Source organism: Streptomyces sp. NPDC059668 (assembly GCF_042734135.1).
In the GTDB taxonomy this organism is placed as follows: domain Bacteria; phylum Actinomycetota; class Actinomycetes; order Streptomycetales; family Streptomycetaceae; genus Streptomyces.
On record NZ_JBHWEL010000017.1, the window covers coordinates 75100 to 91891 of the forward strand.

14 protein-coding genes and 1 pseudogene are annotated in these 16792 nt (G+C 71.8%); 7 read left to right on the plus strand and 8 right to left on the minus strand.

What is annotated here, in order from left to right:
- Positions 1 to 29 precede the first annotated feature (29 nt).
- The 3 genes from ACFV2J_RS15430 to hypE are packed head-to-tail and all read left to right on the plus strand — an operon-like array spanning position 30 to position 2540.
- Positions 30 to 338 carry a HypC/HybG/HupF family hydrogenase formation chaperone gene (locus ACFV2J_RS15430; protein WP_385095042.1) on the plus strand — a complete coding sequence of 103 codons (309 nt, stop codon included), beginning with the start codon at positions 30 to 32 and terminating at the stop codon, positions 336 to 338.
- Positions 335 to 1459, plus strand: a complete 1125-nt coding sequence (gene hypD / locus ACFV2J_RS15435) for a hydrogenase formation protein HypD (protein ID WP_385095045.1) — start codon at positions 335 to 337, stop codon at positions 1457 to 1459. Before ACFV2J_RS15430 ends, hypD begins: the two co-directional genes overlap by 4 nt.
- A gap of 25 nt (positions 1460 to 1484) precedes the next feature.
- Positions 1485 to 2540, plus strand: a complete 1056-nt coding sequence (hypE, locus tag ACFV2J_RS15440) for a hydrogenase expression/formation protein HypE (RefSeq protein ID WP_385439101.1) — start codon at positions 1485 to 1487, stop codon at positions 2538 to 2540.
- A gap of 38 nt (positions 2541 to 2578) precedes the next feature.
- On the opposite strand, the pseudogene ACFV2J_RS15445 reads toward hypE, so the two are convergent.
- Positions 2579 to 3352 (minus strand): annotated as a pseudogene (locus tag ACFV2J_RS15445) (hypothetical protein); the annotation flags it as partial.
- Between the two features lie 651 nt (positions 3353 to 4003).
- Between ACFV2J_RS15445 and ACFV2J_RS15450 the strand changes: the two are divergent.
- From ACFV2J_RS15450 to ACFV2J_RS15465, 4 genes are all read left to right on the plus strand, one after another.
- Complete coding sequence (locus ACFV2J_RS15450) at positions 4004 to 4798, plus strand: SigB/SigF/SigG family RNA polymerase sigma factor (RefSeq protein WP_385083560.1); 795 nt, start codon at positions 4004 to 4006, stop codon at positions 4796 to 4798.
- A 504-nt stretch (positions 4799 to 5302) separates the two neighbouring features.
- Positions 5303 to 5983 (plus strand): ABC transporter permease, encoded by a 681-nt coding sequence (locus ACFV2J_RS15455; protein WP_385083559.1) that lies wholly within the window; start codon positions 5303 to 5305, stop codon positions 5981 to 5983.
- The gene (locus tag ACFV2J_RS15460; protein WP_385083558.1) at positions 5980 to 6651 is read left to right on the plus strand and encodes an ABC transporter permease; all 672 of its coding nucleotides are present in this window, start codon (positions 5980 to 5982) and stop codon (positions 6649 to 6651) included. Before ACFV2J_RS15455 ends, ACFV2J_RS15460 begins: the two co-directional genes overlap by 4 nt.
- On the plus strand, positions 6648 to 7583 hold the full coding sequence (locus tag ACFV2J_RS15465; protein ID WP_385083557.1) for an ABC transporter substrate-binding protein: 936 nt from the start codon (positions 6648 to 6650) through the stop codon (positions 7581 to 7583). The genes ACFV2J_RS15460 and ACFV2J_RS15465 overlap by 4 nt, the downstream gene beginning before the upstream one ends.
- A gap of 196 nt (positions 7584 to 7779) precedes the next feature.
- Here ACFV2J_RS15465 and ACFV2J_RS15470 read toward each other — a convergent pair whose 3' ends face one another.
- The 7 genes from ACFV2J_RS15470 to rhaI form a co-directional block, all read right to left on the minus strand.
- Positions 7780 to 8934: an ABC transporter ATP-binding protein gene (locus tag ACFV2J_RS15470; RefSeq protein ID WP_385083556.1), complete on the minus strand. Its 1155-nt coding sequence runs from the start codon at positions 8932 to 8934 to the stop codon at positions 7780 to 7782.
- A 22-nt stretch (positions 8935 to 8956) separates the two neighbouring features.
- Positions 8957 to 9604 (minus strand): lactate utilization protein C, encoded by a 648-nt coding sequence (locus tag ACFV2J_RS15475; protein ID WP_385083555.1) that lies wholly within the window; start codon positions 9602 to 9604, stop codon positions 8957 to 8959.
- A complete protein-coding gene (locus ACFV2J_RS15480; RefSeq protein ID WP_385083554.1) occupies positions 9601 to 11088 on the minus strand; it encodes a LutB/LldF family L-lactate oxidation iron-sulfur protein in 1488 nt (495 codons plus the stop codon). Before ACFV2J_RS15480 ends, ACFV2J_RS15475 begins: the two co-directional genes overlap by 4 nt.
- On the minus strand, positions 11085 to 11840 hold the full coding sequence (locus tag ACFV2J_RS15485; RefSeq protein ID WP_385083553.1) for a (Fe-S)-binding protein: 756 nt from the start codon (positions 11838 to 11840) through the stop codon (positions 11085 to 11087). The genes ACFV2J_RS15480 and ACFV2J_RS15485 overlap by 4 nt, the downstream gene beginning before the upstream one ends.
- Positions 11841 to 11935: 95 nt before the next feature.
- Positions 11936 to 13384: a rhamnulokinase family protein gene (locus ACFV2J_RS15490; protein WP_385439033.1), complete on the minus strand. Its 1449-nt coding sequence runs from the start codon at positions 13382 to 13384 to the stop codon at positions 11936 to 11938.
- Positions 13381 to 15420: a bifunctional aldolase/short-chain dehydrogenase gene (locus tag ACFV2J_RS15495; RefSeq protein WP_385439037.1), complete on the minus strand. Its 2040-nt coding sequence runs from the start codon at positions 15418 to 15420 to the stop codon at positions 13381 to 13383. Before ACFV2J_RS15495 ends, ACFV2J_RS15490 begins: the two co-directional genes overlap by 4 nt.
- Positions 15421 to 15564: 144 nt before the next feature.
- Positions 15565 to 16725: an L-rhamnose isomerase gene (gene rhaI / locus ACFV2J_RS15500; RefSeq protein ID WP_385091882.1), complete on the minus strand. Its 1161-nt coding sequence runs from the start codon at positions 16723 to 16725 to the stop codon at positions 15565 to 15567.
- Positions 16726 to 16792 lie beyond the last annotated feature (67 nt).

The window sequence follows — 16792 nt, forward strand, 5'->3', positions numbered from 1 at the left end:
CCCGCGTGACCCACAGCAAGGAGAGGCCCATGTGCCTGGCGGTACCCGGCAGAGTGCTGGACATCGAGGAACGGGACGGTACCCGGATGGCCAACGTCGATTTCGGCGGCGTGGTCAAGGAGGTGTGCCTGGAGTACCTGCCCGACCTCCAGGTCGGCGAGTACGCCATCGTCCACGTCGGATTCGCCCTGCAACGGCTGGACGAGGAGTCGGCGAAGCAGACGCTGGAACTGTTCGCCACCCTCGGCATGCTCCAGGAGGAGTTCGGCGACCCCTGGGAGATGGCCGCCGAGGCGGGCGGAACGCTGCCGCCCGAGGAAGAGGGGGCGCGACTGTGAAGTACATCGACGAGTTCCAGGACCCGGACCTGGCGCGCCGGCTGCTCGACGACATCCACTCCACCGTGACCCGGCCGTGGGCCCTGATGGAGGTGTGCGGCGGACAGACGCACACCATCATCCGGCACGGCATCGACCAACTCCTGCCGGAGCAGGTCGAGTTGATTCACGGCCCCGGCTGTCCGGTGTGCGTCACACCGTTGGAGGTCATCGACAAGGCGCTGGAGATCGCCTCCCGACCCGGGGTGATCTTCTGTTCCTTCGGCGACATGCTCCGGGTGCCCGGCACCGGGCGGGACCTGTTCCAGGTGCGGGGAGCGGGCGGGGACGTCCGGGTCGTGTACTCACCGCTCGACGCCCTGCGGATCGCCCAGCAGAACCCGGACCGGGAGGTGGTCTTCTTCGGCATCGGCTTCGAGACGACCGCGCCGCCCAACGCCATGACGGTGTACCAGGCCCGCAGGCTCGGCATCAGGAACTTCAGTCTGCTGGTGTCCCACGTGCGGGTACCCCCGGCCATCGAGGCGATCATGCAGTCCCCGAACTGCCGGGTCCAGGGGTTCCTGGCGGCGGGACACGTGTGCAGTGTGATGGGCGTGGAGGAGTATCCGGAACTCGCGGAGCGCTTCCGGGTGCCGATCGTGGTGACCGGGTTCGAGCCGCTGGACATCCTCGAAGGCGTACGCCGGACCGTGGCGCAGCTGGAGCGCGGCGAGCACACCGTCGACAACGCCTACCCCCGTGCCGTCCGCCCGGAGGGGAACGCGGCGGCGCGCACCATGCTGGAGGACGTCTTCGAGGTCACCGACCGGGCGTGGCGCGGTATCGGCGTGATTCCCGACAGCGGGTGGCGGCTGTCCGCCAAGTACCGTGACCACGACGCCGAGCACCGCTTCTCGGTCGAGGGCATCCAGACCCGGGAACCGGCCGAGTGCCGCAGCGGTGAGGTCCTCCAGGGCCTGCTCAAGCCGCACGAGTGCGAGGCGTTCGGAACCCTCTGCACCCCCCGCACGCCGCTCGGAGCCACCATGGTCTCCAGCGAGGGCGCGTGCGCCGCCTACTACCTCTACCGGCGGCTGGACCTCACCCCCGCCCCCCGGGAGGCGAGCCCCGTTGTCTGACACCACGGAGACCACCGGCGTGCGGATGCCCGTCCTCGACCCCGCGGCCTGGACCTGCCCGGCCCCGCTGCGCGACCAGCCCCGTGTCGTCATGGGGCACGGCGGGGGCGGGGCGCTCTCCGCCGAACTCGTCCAGCACGTCTTCGCGCCCGCGTTCGGCGGCGGCGTCCTCGCCCAGATGGGTGATTCCGCGGCCGTGACGCTCGGCGGTGTGCGGATGGCCTTCTCCACCGACTCGTTCGTGGTGCGGCCGCTGTTCTTCCCCGGCGGCAGCATCGGTGACCTCGCCGTCAACGGCACCGTCAACGACCTCGCCATGAGCGGCGCCCGGGCCGCCTACCTCTCCTGCGGCTTCATCCTGGAGGAGGGCGTCGGGATGGAGACCGTCGCCCGGGTGGCGGAGGCGCTCGGTGCCGCCGCGCGCACCGCGGGCGTGGAGATCGCGACCGGTGACACCAAGGTGGTGGAGTCCGGACACGGCGACGGGATCTACATCAACACGGCCGGGATCGGGCTCATCCCGGCGGGTGTCGACCTGCGTCCGCAGCGGGTCGTGCCCGGCGATGTGGTGATGGTCAGCGGCGCGATCGGTGTGCACGGCGTGGCCGTCATGAGCGTCCGCGAGGGCCTGGAGTTCGGGGTGGAGATCGAGAGCGACTGCGCGGCGCTCGGCGGCCTGGTCGACGCCATGCTCGCGGTCACCCCGGACCTGCACGTACTGCGCGATCCCACCAGGGGTGGCCTCGCGGCCTCCCTGAACGAGATCGCCGCGGCCTCGGGCACCGGGGTCGTCATCCGGGAGCGGGAGGTCCCGGTCCCGCCCGCGGTCGCCAACGCCTGCGCCGTGCTGGGGCTGGACCCCCTGTACGTCGCCAACGAGGGCAAGCTGGTGGCCTTCGTCCCCCGTGAGCACGCCGACGCCGTGCTCGACGCGATGCGGGCGCACCCGCTGGGCGCCGGTTCGACGGTCATCGGTGAAGTGGTGGCCGACCATCCGGGCATGGTGGTGGCCCGTACCGGGCTGGGCGGCACCCGGGTGGTCGACCTGCCGATCGGGGAGCAGCTGCCGAGGATCTGCTGAGGCGCGGAGGCCCGCACGGAGGCCGGGCGCGGGGTGTCCCGGACGTCGTCGCGCGAGACGGCGAGGTAGGCGACGAACCCGACGATGGCGACGGTCCAGGACAGGGTGACGGGGCCCAGTCCGAGTCCGAGGCCGCCGCGCGCGTGCCCGAGGGCCATCCAGTCGGCGACCGAGGCGCCGAGCGGGCGGGTGATGACATACGCCGACCAGAAGGCGGCCACCGCGTTGAGGGCGTTCCAGCGGTGCAGGAGGGCCGGGACGGCGATGGCGACGGCGTAGAGCACGGCCGAGCCCAGGTAGCCGAGGCCGGCCGTGGCGGAGAGGTCCCCGGCGGCGGTGCCGAGCGCGAAGGTGGCCAGCACGGTGGCCCAGTAGAAGAGTTCGCGCCGGCGGGTGTGGATGCTGTGGATGGAGAGCGTGCGTTCGCTCGCGTACCAGAGGACGAGGACCGCCGCCAGCGCGACCATGAAGAACGGGGTCGAGATCGTGTAGGGCACACCGAGGCCGACGTGCAGGACGTCCGCGGCCATCGTGCCGAACACGCTGACCATGACGATCGCGGTCCAGTAGATCCAGGCGACGTAGCGGCGGGCGGTGAGCTGGAGGGCCAGCGCGGCCGCGAGGGCCACGCCGCCGAGGCCGACCGCGGGGACGGGGCCGAGCCGCTGCGCGAGGAAGTCCGAGGCGGTCTCACCCATACCGGTGGTCAACACCTTGATCACCCAGAAGTAGACGGTGACTTCCGGAACCTTGCTCGCCACGTGGGTGGCGAGGGCGGCGCGACGGCGGCGGGTGAGGTGCTCTGTGCTCATGCTCGCACGATGACATGGCGAACTGGCCTGGTCACAGGGGTCTTTGCCATTGCTTTGGGGCTTCTGGTGCAGGTGTTGCCAGGCGCCGCGAGCAGCCTGAACACAACCTGAACAGGTCCGCCGAAACCCCTGGATCCGCTGGTCGCAGAGACGGGCCCGGTGATACGAAGGTCGGTCGGCCCGGTGGCGCGGTACGGCGTGGCGAGGGGACGGCCGTCGTGGGGCGGGTTCCGCGCGGCGCGCACCCGGGAACCCCGCTCGTTCTCCGCGGAAATTCGAGACGCGTGAAGAAGGGGAGCGTGAACGCGGGACGCGTGAGAATTCAGGAGACGGAGGGCGGCGCGAGAACGGCGCTCAACGGGGCCGCGCGATCGGACCGCCGGTGAATGCGGGAATGCGGGATTGCGGGAATGCGACGGATGTTTTCGACGGACGTTTTCCCTACGCTCCAGCGTCGACCGGATGCCCGGCGTCACTTTAAGGAATCCAGAGGTTCCGGATGACCGAAATAGGGTAATTTAAGTCACAGTGCTTCGGACAGGAGGCACGTCCGTGGGAGCTGGTCCGCCAGATCGCGGGTGTGCCCCGCTCATCCGTGTGCGCCCACCCCATGGACTGCCCGGCAGTAGCCCTGAGGGAGCCGTGAGCGCCATGCACACCACCGTCAGCACGAGGCATCACCCGCACGACGACGCCCCCGACACCGGCGAGGCCTTCGTGCGGCTCGCCGGACTTCCCGAGGGGCCCGAGCGGGAGGCGCTGCGGGACGAGATCGTCCGGGCCTGGCTGCCCATGGCGCAGCGCGTCGCCGGCCGCTACCGGGGCAGGGGAGAGGCCGTCGAGGACCTCGCGCAGGTCGCGGCTCTGGGCCTGCTCAAGGCCGTCGACCGCTACGACCCCACCCGGGGCAACGCCTTCGAGAGCTACGCCGTCCCGACCGTCACCGGCGAGATCAAGCGCCATTTCCGCGACCACATGTGGATGCTGCACGTGCCGCGCCGCGTCCAGGAAGTGCGCGCCAGGGTGCGTACGGCGCTGAAGGAGCTCTCGCAGACCACACCGGGCCGGCAGCCCACCGTCACCGAGATCGCCGAGTGCGCGCACCTCGGCGAGGACGACGTACGCCTCGGGCTCGAAGCCCTGGACTGCTTCGCCACCCTCTCGCTGGACGCCGAGCTGCCCGGCGAGGACGACGGATGCGCGCTCGCCGACACGCTGGGCGAGCCGGATGCCGGATTCGACCTGGTCATCGACCGCGAGGCGGTCAAGCCCGCGCTGCGCGACCTCCCGGAACGCGAGCGCACCATCCTCTACCTGCGCTACTTCCGCGGAATGACGCAGCTCAGCATCGCCGAGCAGCTCGGGATCTCGCAGATGCACGTCTCGCGGCTGCTCAGCACGTGCTGCACCACCCTGCGCGAGCAACTGCTCGCCGAGGCCGCGTAGCAGCCGAGGTCGGGCAGCGGGGGCGGCGCGAGCCCGGTGCCGCCGAGCCCGGTCGTGCGGAGCCCAGTGGCGCGGAGCCCAGAGGCGCGGGGCTGCCCGGCCGTCCGGTGGGTCGCCCCATCCGGGCGGCCGGGGGGCGGGCTCACTGCCGAACCCTCCCGGGAATGGCTGGCCAGCGGACCGCCTCTCTTCGAACTACCTGGGTGGGCCCGATCCAAACAAATTCCGGGCGACGGGTTGCGAGCGCCGCCGCCCGATTTCCGCTCGGTCCGCGCCCTTTCCGGCCCTCCATTCCCGTGGCACGCGAATATCGGCCGGAAGATCCGACGCGCAGGCGGAAAAAATCTCCGCGCTCCGACACCGTCGGATTCCGCCCCGTTCTCCACCGCCGCCCGCCCCTGGGCCACGACGGGCACGGAACCGGCGCCGACGCGGGCAGCCGGTGACTCCCCGTACGGGTCACCAGAACGCGCAGCACCCCTGCGGGCCCGCTGCAATGGACAGATGACGGCGCCTCCGGACGACTGCCTCGCGCGCAACGAGTGGATCTGCGGCGCGTATCTGACCACCCGCCGCCAGATCCTCCTCGACGCCGTCGCCCAGCACCTGCGGCTCACCGCGATCGCCGTCCTCCTGGGACTCGTCGTCGCGGTGCCGCTGGCCGTCCTCGCCCGCCGCTGGGGCTGGGCCGCCGGCCCGGTGCTGGCGGTGACCACCGTCCTCTACACCGTCCCGTCGCTGGCGATGTTCTCGCTGCTCCTGCCCGTGTACGGACTCTCCGCGGCACTCGTCGTCGCCGGTCTCGTCCTCTATTCGCTGACCCTTCTCGTACGGAACATCCTCGCCGGTCTGCGCGCCGTCCCCGAGGAGACCCGGCAGGCCGCGCGCGGCCTGGGATACGGGCCCGTCCGGCTGCTGCTCACCGTGGAACTGCCGCTCGCCGTACCCGCCGCGATGGCCGGCCTGAGGATCGCCACCGTGTCGGCCGTCTCCCTGGTCACCGTCGGCGCGATCGTCGGCTTCGGAGGCCTCGGCAACCTCATCTACGCCGGTATGAACACCTACTTCAAGGCGCAGGTCCTCACCGCGTCCGTGCTGTGCGTCGTCATCGCCGTCGCGGCCGACCTCCTGCTGCTCGGGGTGCAGTGGCTCATCACCCCCTGGACCCGGAGAGCCCGCGGATGAACACCGTCGCCGAGGCCTGGCACTGGCTCGCCGACCCCGCGCACTGGACGGGCGACGACGGCGTCTGGCACCGGCTCACCCAGCACCTCGTCCTCACCGCCGTCTGTCTCGTCATCAGCTGCCTGATCGCCCTGCCCGTCGCCCTCGTCCTCGGCCATCTCGGCAAGGGCGGCGCGCTCGCGGTCAACATCTCCAACGTCGGCCGGGCCGTCCCCACCTTCGCCGTCCTCGTCCTCCTGCTGCTCACCCCGCTCGGCGGATACGGCGAGGGGCCCACGGTCGTCGCGCTCGTGCTGTTCGCCGTCCCGCCGCTGCTGACCAACGCGTACGTCGGCATGCGCGAGGTCGACCGCAGCGTGGTGCGGGCGGCACGCGGCATGGGGATGACCGGGCGGCAGATGCTGCTGCGGGTCGAACTGCCCCTCGCCCTCCCGATGGTGATGAACGGCGTACGGATCGCCGCCGTCCAGCTGGTCGCGACGGCCACCATCGCCGCGCTCGCGGGCGGCGGCGGACTCGGCCGGATCATCACCGCGGGGTTCAACCTCGCGAGCACCCCGCAGGTCGTCGCGGGTGCCGTCCTGGTCGCCGGGTTCGCGCTGATCGTCGAGGGCGTCTTCGAAACCGCCGAACGGCTCGCGCCCCGGTTGGCGAGAGGCTCGCGATGAGGCGACACGCCGTCCTCGCGGGTGTGCTCCTGCTGGCCGGCTGCGCCACCGGCCCGTCCCTGGAGAACCGCGGCGCCGTCACCGCGCCGCCCGGCGACAGCAAGCACCTGACCGTGGGCTCGGCCGGATTCACCGAGAGCGACCTGCTGGCCCAGATGTACGCCCTGCTGCTGAAGCGGGCCGGATACAGGACCTCCATGCTCACGGTCGCCAACCGTGAACTCTACGAACCCGCCCTGGAGTCCGGTCAGATCGACGTCGTCCCGGAGTACGCGGCCACCTTCGCGGACTGGCTGAACGCCAAGACCCACGGGGCCGACGCGCCACCGGTCGGCTCGCCCGACCTCACCGCGACGATGAAGGCCCTGCGGTCGCTCGCGACACCCCGCGGGCTCACCGTCCTCGACCCCGGCAGGGCCGTCGACCAGAACGCCTTCGCCGTGACCGCGCGGTATGCCGGGCGGCACCGGCTGAGGAACCTCAGCGACCTCGGGGCGTCCGGTCTGAAGGTGCGGCTCGCGGCGGGCGACGAGTGCGTCGTGCGGCCCTACTGCGAACCGGGCCTGAAGAAGACGTACGGCATCGACATCACCGCGGTCGACCCGAAGGGCGTCGGCACCACCCAGGCGAAGCAGGCGGTGCGGAGCGGCCGGGACCAGATGCTGCTCACCACGACGACGGACGCGACCCTGGACGAGTTCGGGCTCGTCCTGCTCGCCGACGACAAGCACCTGCAGAACGCCGACTACATCGTGCCCGTCGTCAACCGCTCGCGCGCGGGCAGCCAGGGCGTCACCAAGGCGCTCGGCGCGCTCAACGGCGTCCTGACGACCGCGGACCTGGCGTCCATGAACCAGCAGGTGGACAGCTGGCGACGGCTCCCGGAGGACGTGGCACGCGCCTATCTGAAGGAGAAGGGCCTGCTGAAGTGACCGGCAGGACATGACCGGCCCGAGCGACGGCAGAAGGCCGCTGGACCCGGCACACCCCGGTTCACGGAGCGCCCCGCCAGCCGGCGCGGGGAGCGGTGCGCCCAGCCCCCACCCGCCCGCAGCCGGATCGCACCCCAGCCAACCCCACCCCCGGCTGATCCCACCCGCACGCACACCCCCGAAACCCGGCGGAGCGTCACCCCTTGGGCACCGAGTCGAACGCCACCTGCCCCCGCGCGACCCCCCGCGCGTCGGCGTCCACCGAGCGCCGTAGCGCCTCGTGCAGCTTCGCCGGGGTCAGGACACCGAGGAAACGCGCGCCTTCGAGCACCGCGACCCACCCCGCGTCGTGCTGGAGCATGACACCGAAGGCCTGTTTCAGCGGGGCACCCACCGGCACCCAGGAGTTCATCCGGTGGACGTGGTCCCCGACGGAGCCGTCCCCGGTCAGCTCGTCGGCACCCACCCAGCCGTGCAGATCACCTTCCGCGTCCAGCACCACCGCCCACCGGGCGCTCCCGGAACGCAACCGCTCGGCGGCCCGCCCGGCGGACTCGTCCATGCGGGCGACGGGCGGCTGTTCCAGGTCGTCGTATTGGATCTCGGTGACCGACAGCCGCTTCAGCCCGCGGTCGGCCCCGACGAACTCGGCGACGTACGGCGTGGCCGGGCTGCCCAGCACGGCCCCCGGCGTGTCGAACTGGTCGATGCGCCCCTGCCCGTACACCGCGATGCGGTCGCCGAGCCGGACCGCCTCCTCGATGTCGTGCGTGACGAGCAGCACCGTCTTGCGCACCGCCTCCTGCATCCGCAGGAACTCGTCCTGCAACTGCTCGCGGACCACCGGGTCGACGGCCCCGAAGGGCTCGTCCATCAGGAGGACGGGCGGGTCCGCCGCGAGCGCCCGCGCCACGCCGACCCGCTGGCGCTGACCGCCCGACAGCTGGTCCGGATAGCGGGATCCGTACGTCTTCGGGTCCAGGCCCACCAGGTCGAGCAACTCGGCGGCGCGGGCCCGGGCCTTCGACCTCTTCCAGCCGACGAGCGTAGGGACCGTCGCCGTGTTGTCGAGGACGGTCCGGTGCGGGAACAGGCCCACCTGCTGGATGACGTAGCCGATCCGCCGGCGCAGCAGGACCGGGTCGACCCTGGCGACGTCCTCGCCGTTCACGAGGATGCGGCCCGAGGTCGGTTCGATCAGCCGGTTCACCATCATCATGGTGGTCGTCTTGCCGCAGCCCGACGGGCCGACGAGCGTGACGAGTTCGCCCTCCGCGACCTCGAACGAGAGGCCGTCCACGGCCGTCGTGCCGTCCGGATAGCGCTTGGTGACCTGTTCGAACCGGATCATCCCCTCACGCTAACCGCGCCCGTCACCCGCCGCTCACCAGCACCACCTCCAGGGTGCGCGGACCGTGCACCCCCTCGACCCGGTCGAGTTCGATGTCGCTGGTCGCCGACGGGCCGGAGATCCACGTCAGCGGGCGGGCCGGGTCCAGGCGCTCCAGAGCCTGGGGCACGGAGGCGACGACCTGCCCGGGGACGCGGACGACGCAGATGTGGTGGTCCGGGACCAGCGTGATGCGCCGGCGCCCCTGATCCGGCCCGCCGTCCAGCACCAGGGTGCCCGTCTCCGCGATCGCCAGCGCGCACCCGGTCACCACGCTGTCGACGCGGTCCAGCTCGGCCGGGGTGTCCTCGGCCCGGTCGGTCACCCGTGTCACCTCGGTCGCGGCCAGCCAGGTCCCGTCCAGACCCCCCGGTACGACCACCGAGGCCGAGCCGTGCGCGGCGAGCAGCCCGGCGATCGTCGCCGCCAGTTCGCCGGCCGTGCAGCGATGCACGAGGGCCCGGTAGTCCGCCAGGTTCTCGGCCAACAGATCCACCGTCTCGGCGACACTCCGGTCGCCGTGCTCGCGCAGGTACTCCCGCGGTACGGCCTGCTCGTACGGCGTGTCGTCCCGGGGGACGTCGGCGAGCGCGCGTCGCACCCGCCCCAGGATCAGCTCCCTGCTGCTCACTTCGGCACGTCCTTTCCGCCTCGGGTCCGCTGCCACCAGTCGCGGAACGGCTCCGCGGGCACCGGCGGCAGATCCCGGGTGTCGCTCCACGCCCGGCCGGGTCCGGGCAGCGTCCGTGGATGGAAACGGCGCGTCCGGGACGCCAGCCGCTGACCGGTGCGCAGCGCGCCCGGGTGGCCGAACGCCCAGCGCGCCGCCCGCATGGCGGCCCGCTCGGCGGCGTGCCCCTTGGCGGGCTTGAGGACGACCTTGTTGCCCTCCCGCGTCACCTGGCCGCCCTCGGCGATCCGTTCGCGCAGGTGGACGAGGACCTCCGGGATGTCGATGGCGACCGGGCAGACCTCGTAGCAGGCGCCGCACAGCGAGGAGGCGTACGGCAGGGAGGCGTCGACCGCGCTCCCGGTACCCCGGAGCTGGGGGCTGAGGATGGCGCCGATCGGGCCGGGGTAGACCGAGCCGTAGGCGTGACCGCCGGCCCGCTCGTACACCGGGCAGACGTTGAGACACGCCGAGCAGCGGATGCAGCGCAGAGCCTGGCGGCCGACCTCGTCGGCGAGCGTGTCGGTGCGGCCGTTGTCGATCAGGACCAGATGGAAGACCCGCGGTCCGTCCGCCGTGTCGGAGTCCGTGGTGCCCGTCCACATCGAGGTGTACGGGTTCATGCGCTCGGCGGTGGAGGAGCGGGGCAGGGTCTGCAGGAAGACCTCCAGGTCCTGCCAGGTCGGCACGGTCTTCTCGATGCCGACGACCGAGATCAGCGTCTCGGGCAGGGTTAGGCACATCCGCCCGTTGCCCTCGGACTCGACCACCATCAGCGTGCCGGTCTCGGCGACCATGAAGTTGGCGCCGGAGATGCCGACCTTGGCGCGCAGGAACTTCTCGCGCAGATGCAGCCGGGCGGCCTCGGCCAGTTCGGCGGGCGTGTCGGTGAGGTCCTCGGGCGCCGGGCGGCCCCATTCGCCCATCTCGCGGGCGAAGATGTCGCGGATCTCGCCACGGTTGCGGTGGATGGCGGGGACCAGGATGTGCGAGGGCCGGTCCTTGCCCAACTGCACGATGAGTTCGGCGAGATCGGTCTCGAAGGCGGCGATGCCGGCCGCTTCCAGGGCTTCGTTGAGACCGATCTCCTGTGTGGCCATCGACTTGACCTTGACGACCTCGCTCTCGCCGGTCGCCCTGACCAGCTCGACGACGATCCGGTTGGCCTCGTCGGCGTCGGCGGCCCAGTGCACGATGCCGCCAGCCGCGGTGACGGACTCCTCCAACTGCACGAGGTAGCGGTCGAGATGACGGAGTGTGTGGTCCTTGATCTGTTTGCCGGCCTCGCGCAGGGCCGCCCAGTCGTCGAGTTCGGACACGGCGACGGCGCGCTTGGCGCGGATCGTGTGGGTCGCGTGGCGCAGATTCGCGCGCAGGGTGGGGTTGGCGACCGCCTCGTGGGCGGCCTCGGGGAACGCCGGCATGCCGACGAAGGTGCCACTCACGCGCTCTGCTCCCCTTCCGTGTTCGCGAGGATCTCCGCGATGTGGACCGGCCGCATGTCCGTGCTCAGCCGGGTCATCGTGCCGCCGATGTGCATCAGACAGGAGTTGTCGGCGGCGCACAGGACGTCCGCGCCGGTCGACTCGGCGTTGCGCACCTTGTCGGCGCCCATCGCCGCGGAGACGTCGGGGTTCTTGACGGCGAAGGTGCCGCCGAAGCCGCAGCACTCGTCGGCGCCGGGCAGCTCGCGCAGTTCGAGTCCCCTGACGGCCTGGAGCAGCCGGCGCGGCCGGTCGCCGAGCCCCAGACCGCGCAGCCCGTGGCAGGTGGGGTGGTAGGTGACGGTGTGCGGATAGTACGCGCCCACGTCCGTCACCCCGAGCACGTCCACCAGGAACTCGGTGAGCTCGTAGGTCTTCGGCACGACCGGGGCGAGCGTGGCCGCGAGGGTGTCGCCGCGGCCCTCGGCCCGGGCCCGCTCGCCCATCCGCGGATAGAGCTCCCGCACCATCGCCCCGCACGAACCGGAAGGCGTCACGATCGCCTCGTACCCACCGAAGACATCGGAGAAATGACGGGCCAGTGGTTCGGCCTGGTGACGGTACCCGGTGTTGTAGTGCGCCTGTCCGCAACAGGTCTGGGCCATCGGGAAGTCGACCTCTACGCCCAGCCTGGTCAGCAGTTTCACCACGGCGCGACCGGTGTCGGGATAGAGCGTGTCGTTGACACAGGTCAGGAACAGAGCGACACGCATCGCGGCTCCTAGGGATCGATCATCGGATGAGTGCAGAGTACGCGGCGGGCGGGCGTCAGGGGAGTCCTCGCTCAGGGAGTCGGGCGGCTCCTCGCTCACGGACGGACGAGCCGGTCCTGCGCGGCGCGCCAGACGGCCGCGTCGCCCCTGGGCTCGTACCGCCGCAGGGGCTGGGTACGGGCGACGAGCCGCCGCATCGACGCACGGTCGCCGACCAGTCCCCGGGCACGCGCCTGGACGAGGACGTTGCCGAGCGCGGCCGCCTCCGCCGGGCCCGCCACCACCGGCAGTCCGCAGGCGTCGGCGGTCAGTTGGCAGAGCAGTTCGTTGCGGGTGCCGCCGCCGACGATGTGCACGACGTCGACCGGGTGGTCGGCCAGCTCCTGCGCTTCGGCGACCGCCCGGCGGTGGGCGAGCGCGAGGGAGTCGAGGATGCAGCGGGTGATCTCGGCGCGGGACACGGGCACCGGCTGCCCCGACGCCCGGCAGGCGTCGGCGATCCGGGCCGGCATCCGGCCGGGGGCGAGGAAGGCGGCGTCGCCCGCGTCCACGACCGACCGCAGCGAGGGGATCTCGGCGGCGGCCCGGAGCAGGGCGCCCAGGTCGGGGTGGTCCCACTCGCGCAGGCACTCCTGGAGCAGCCACAGTCCCATGATGTTGCGGAGGTAGCGGACCGTGCCGTCCAGGCCCAGCTCGTTGGTGAAGTTGGCCGCGCGGCCGGCCTCCGTGAGGACCGGTGCGGCGAGTTCCAGGCCCGCCAGGGACCAGGTGCCGGTGCAGATGTAGGCGAAGCGTTCGCCGACGGCGGGGACGGCGGCCACCGCGGAGGCGGTGTCGTGCGAGCCGACCGTCGTCACCGGGACCGGGCCGGTCAGTCCGGTCTCCTCGAGCACCTGGGGCGTCAGGAGGCCTGCCGGGTCGCCGGGCCGGCGCAGCGGCGCGAACAGCCTCAGGTCGATGCCGAGCCGCCCCGCGAGGTCGTGGGCCCACGTGCCCGTCCGCGGGTCGATCAGCTGGGTGGTGGAGGCGTTGGTCAGCTCCGTGCCCGCCTCGCCCGTCAGCCAGTAGGCCAGCAGGTCGGGGATGAGCAGCAGCCGTTCGGCGTGGGCGAGTTGGGCCGTCGAGCGGGCGGCGGTGAGCTGGTAGAGCGTGTTGAACGGGGCGTACTGGAGCCCCGTCGTCGCGTACAGCTCGGCGGCGGGCACCGTGGCCCACACCTGTTCCGCGACGCCCTCGGTGCGGGTGTCGCGGTAGTGCACCGGGTTGCCGAGCAGGGCGCCGTCGGCGTCCAGCAGTCCGTAGTCCACGGCCCAGCTGTCGATGCCGACGGAGTCGACCTGCCCGGCGGCGCGCAGTCCGTCGAGCACTCCCGCGTACAGCGAGAGGATGTCCCAGCGCAGCCCTTCGGGGACCCGTACCGGCCGGTTCGGGAAGCGGTGGGCCTCGGTGAGGTCCAGGGCCTCCGGGCCGACGCGGCCGACCATGACGCGCCCGCTGGACGCGCCGAGGTCGACCGCGGCGAAGGTCGTGTGCCGCTCGCTCATCGCAGGAATGCCGCCGCGACACCGGCGTCGACCGGGACGTGCAGACCGGTGGTGTGCGTGAGGTCCCCGCCGGTCAGCGCGAACACCGCGTTCGCGACGTGCTCGGGCAGCACCTCCCGCTTGAGGATGGTCCGCTGGGCGTAGAACTCGCCGAGCTTCTCCTCCTCGATCCCGTAGGTGGCCGCGCGCTGGGCGCCCCAGCCGCCGGCGAAGATGCCCGAGCCGCGTACTACCCCGTCGGGGTTGACGCCGTTGACACGGATGCCGTGCTCGCCCAGCTCGGCCGCCAGCAGCCGGACCTGATGGGCCTGGTCGGCCTTGGTCGCGGAGTAGGCGATGTTGTTGGGGCCGGCGAAGACCGAGTTCTTGGACGCGATGTAGACGATGTCGCCGCCCAGCTCCTGCTGGATCATCACCCGGGCCGCCTCGCGGGAGACCAGGAAGGAACCGCGGGCCATGATGTCGTGCTGGAGGTCCCAGTCCTTCGCGGTGGTCTCCAGGAGCGGCTTGGAGATGGAGATGCCCGCGTTGTTGACCACCAGGTCGACGCCGCCGAAGGCGAGCACCGCCGTCCGGAAGGCCTCGGCGATCTGCTCCTCGGAGGTCACGTCGACGGTCACGGCGACGGCCTTGTCGGGGCCGCCCAGCGCGGTGGCGACCTCGGCGGCGTTCTCCGCGTTCAGGTCGGCGATCACCACACAGGCACCCTCGGCCACCAGCCGGCCGGCGATCGCCTTGCCGATGCCGCTGCCCGCGCCGGTCACCAGCGCCACCCGGGTGGCGAGCGGCTTGGGCCGGGGCATCCGCCGGAGCTTGGCCTCCTCCAGCGACCAGTACTCGATGCGGAACTTCTCCGACTCCTCGATCGGCGCGTACGCGGAGACGGCCTCGGCGCCCCGCATCACGTTGATCGCGTTGACGTAGAACTCCCCCGCGACGCGGGCGGTCTGCTTGTCCTTGCCGAAGGAGAACATGCCGACGCCGGGGATCAGCACGATCGCCGGGTCCGCGCCGCGCATCGCGGGAGAGTCGGCGTCGGCGTGCCGTCGGTAGTAGGACGCGTACTCCTCGCGGTACGCGGCGTGCAGCTCCTTGAGGCGGGCGATGGCCTCGGCGGGCCCGGCGGTCGGCGGCAGGTCGAGGACGAGCGGGCGGACCTTGGTACGGAGGAAGTGGTCGGGGCAGGAGGTGCCGAGCGCGGCGAGACGGGGGTGCTCGGCGCGCGCGAGGAAGTCGAGGACGACGTCGGAGTCGGTGAAGTGGCCGACCTGGGCGCGGTCCTGGGAGGCCAGCGCCCGGACGTACGGCGCGAGGGCGGCCGCGCGTTCGCGGCGCTCGGTCACGGGCAGGGCCGCGTAGCCCTCGACGGTGGGTCCGAAGGGCTCGGGCCGGCCGCGCTCGGCGAGGAACGCCTCGGCGGTCCTGATGATGTGGAGCGAGTTGTGTTCGCACTCCTCGGCCGTGTCGCCCCAGGCGGTGATGCCGTGGCCGCCCAGTACGCAGCCGATCGCCCGCGGGTTGGCCTTCTTGACGGCCGCGATGTCCAGGCCGAGCTGGAAGCCGGGCCGGCGCCAGGGCACCCAGACCACGGTGTCGCCGAAGCACTCGGCGGTCAGCTTCTCGCCGTCGGCCGCGCAGGCCAGCGCGATGCCGGAGTCCGGGTGCAGGTGGTCGACGTGGGCGGCGTCCACCAGACCGTGCATCGCGGTGTCGATGGACGGGGCCGCGCCGCCCTTGCCGTGCAGGCAGTAGTCGAACGCGGCGACCATCTCGTCCTCGCGCTCCACACCGGGATAGACCTCCGTCATCGCCCGCAGCCGGTCCAGCCGCAGCACGGCGAGCCCGGACTCCGTCAGCGTGCCGAGGTCGCCGCCCGACCCCTTCACCCACATCAGCTCGACGTCGCCGCCGGTCACGGGGTCGGTGTCGGTGCCCTTCGCGGACGTGTTGCCCCCCGCGTAGTTGGTGTTGCGGGGGTCGGCGCCGAGCCGGTGCGAACGGGCCAGCAGAGCGGCGGCTTCGGGATGGGGTGCCATGTTCCTGGTCCTTAGAGAAAGAGGAGTGAAGAGAGAGGACGTACGAGAGCGGTGGCCCACCGGCGGGGACCGGGCGTCCGTGCGGCCTGCGGCCCACGGTCCGCGGCCGTCCGCCGGGGTCACCCGGCGGACGCGGCGCGGTGGTTACGCCCCCCAGCCGGCCTGCTGCCCGCCCACCCGCTCCGCGGCGATCCTCCCCGCCCACCCGGAGCGGTGGTACGCGGCCACCGGGTCGCCGTCCAGGCCGAGCTCCTCGCGGACCTCGCGCAGCAGCGGCCGTACGTCGGTGTTGTACGCGTCCATGATCACGGCGTTGGCGGCGAGCACGTCACCCTCGCGCTGCGCGGCGGCCAGCGCGTCCCGGTCCACGAGCAGCGCCTTCGCGGTGGCCTCCTGCACGTTCATCACCGAACGGATGATCGCGGGGATCTTGGCCTCGATGTTGTGGCACTGGTCCAGCATGAAGGCGACGTCCGGGGCGAAGCCGCCACCGCGGATCACCTCGTACATGATCCGGAAGAGCTGGAAGGGGTCGGCGGCGCCCACCATCAGGTCGTCGTCGGCGTAGAAGCGCGAGTTGAAGTCGAAGCCGCCGAGCTTCCGCTCGCGCAGCAGCGTGGCGACGATGAACTCGATGTTGGTGCCGGGCGCGTGGTGCCCGGTGTCGACGACGACCTGCGCCTTGGGGCCGAGCTTGAGGCAGTGCGCGTACGCGGTGCCCCAGTCCGGCACGTCCGTCGTGTAGAAGGCGGGCTCGAAGAACTTGTACTCCAGGAGCATCCGCTGGTCGTCCCCGAGCCGTTCGTAGACCTGGGCGAGGCCCTCGGCCAGCCGGTCCTGGCGCTCGCGGATGTCGTCCTGGCCGGGATAGTTCGTGCCGTCGGCGAACCAGAGCTTCAGGTCCTTCGAGCCCGTCGCGTCCATGATGTCGACGCACTCCAGCAGGTGGTCGAGAGCCTTGCGGCGCACCGTCGCGTCCGGGTGGCAGACGCTGCCGAGCTTGTAGTCGTCGTCCTGGAAGGTGTTGGAGTTGATCGTGCCCAGCCGCAGGCCGCGCTCCCCGGCGTACTCGGCCAGGGCCTTGTAGTCCTCGACCTTGTCCCAGGGAATGTGCAGCGCGACGGACGGCGCGGCGCCGGTGTGGGCGTGCACCTGGGCGGCGTCGTCCAGTTTCTCCCGCGGGCTGCGCGGCACGCCGGGCTGGGCGAACACCTTGAAGCGGGTTCCCGAGTTCCCGTACGCCCATGACGGCGTCTCTACTGCCTGGGTCTTGAGTGCGGCCTTCACCGCGGCGAGCTCGGTCACTTCGGGGCTCCTGTGACTTCGGGTGTGACGTCGGGTCTGAGCGACGGCGACTTCGGTCCGGACGGCT

What these genes read in the sequence shown, in the direction of transcription:
- ACFV2J_RS15495 (WP_385439037.1), bottom strand. Translation starts at nt 15,420, where the DNA reads ATGGCACCCCATCCCGAAGCCGCCGCTCTGCTGGCCCGTTCGCACCGG.
- ACFV2J_RS15470 (WP_385083556.1), bottom strand. Translation starts at nt 8,934, where the DNA reads ATGATCCGGTTCGAACAGGTCACCAAGCGCTATCCGGACGGCACGACG.
- ACFV2J_RS15450 (WP_385083560.1), top strand. Translation starts at nt 4,004, where the DNA reads ATGCACACCACCGTCAGCACGAGGCATCACCCGCACGACGACGCCCCC.
- hypE (WP_385439101.1), top strand. Translation starts at nt 1,485, where the DNA reads ATGCCCGTCCTCGACCCCGCGGCCTGGACCTGCCCGGCCCCGCTGCGC.
- ACFV2J_RS15490 (WP_385439033.1), bottom strand. Translation starts at nt 13,384, where the DNA reads ATGAGCGAGCGGCACACGACCTTCGCCGCGGTCGACCTCGGCGCGTCC.
- ACFV2J_RS15460 (WP_385083558.1), top strand. Translation starts at nt 5,980, where the DNA reads ATGAACACCGTCGCCGAGGCCTGGCACTGGCTCGCCGACCCCGCGCAC.
- ACFV2J_RS15465 (WP_385083557.1), top strand. Translation starts at nt 6,648, where the DNA reads ATGAGGCGACACGCCGTCCTCGCGGGTGTGCTCCTGCTGGCCGGCTGC.
- ACFV2J_RS15430 (WP_385095042.1), top strand. Translation starts at nt 30, where the DNA reads ATGTGCCTGGCGGTACCCGGCAGAGTGCTGGACATCGAGGAACGGGAC.
- ACFV2J_RS15455 (WP_385083559.1), top strand. Translation starts at nt 5,303, where the DNA reads ATGACGGCGCCTCCGGACGACTGCCTCGCGCGCAACGAGTGGATCTGC.
- ACFV2J_RS15485 (WP_385083553.1), bottom strand. Translation starts at nt 11,840, where the DNA reads ATGCGTGTCGCTCTGTTCCTGACCTGTGTCAACGACACGCTCTATCCC.